The 257-nt window shown below is 58.4% G+C and carries 1 pseudogene; it reads left to right on the forward strand.

Annotated elements, in window-relative coordinates:
* Positions 1-257 (forward strand): annotated as a pseudogene (locus EUU22_RS15370) (IS3 family transposase); the annotation flags it as partial.

Below are 257 nucleotides of genomic sequence, written 5' to 3' on the forward strand. Positions count from 1 at the left end.
GCCTTTATTACAGTTGGTCGAAGGAATTTCTGGAAGCTGGCAAGAAGCGCCTGGCTGGCGATACGGCGCGTGCTGCCATGTCCGACGAGGTGAAGGTGCTTCGCCGCGAGACCCGCGATCTGAAGGAGGTCGTCGCCGAACAGGCGCTGGAACTGCGGCTTCTCAAAAAGAGCATGATAGCGGATGGGGGCGACGAGGAATGAGATATCCCGCCTCCGAGAAGCTTGAGATCATCCGGATCGTTGAGCAATCGCACC

This window comes from Ciceribacter ferrooxidans, from assembly GCF_004137355.1.
Taxonomy (GTDB): domain Bacteria; phylum Pseudomonadota; class Alphaproteobacteria; order Rhizobiales; family Rhizobiaceae; genus Allorhizobium; species Allorhizobium ferrooxidans.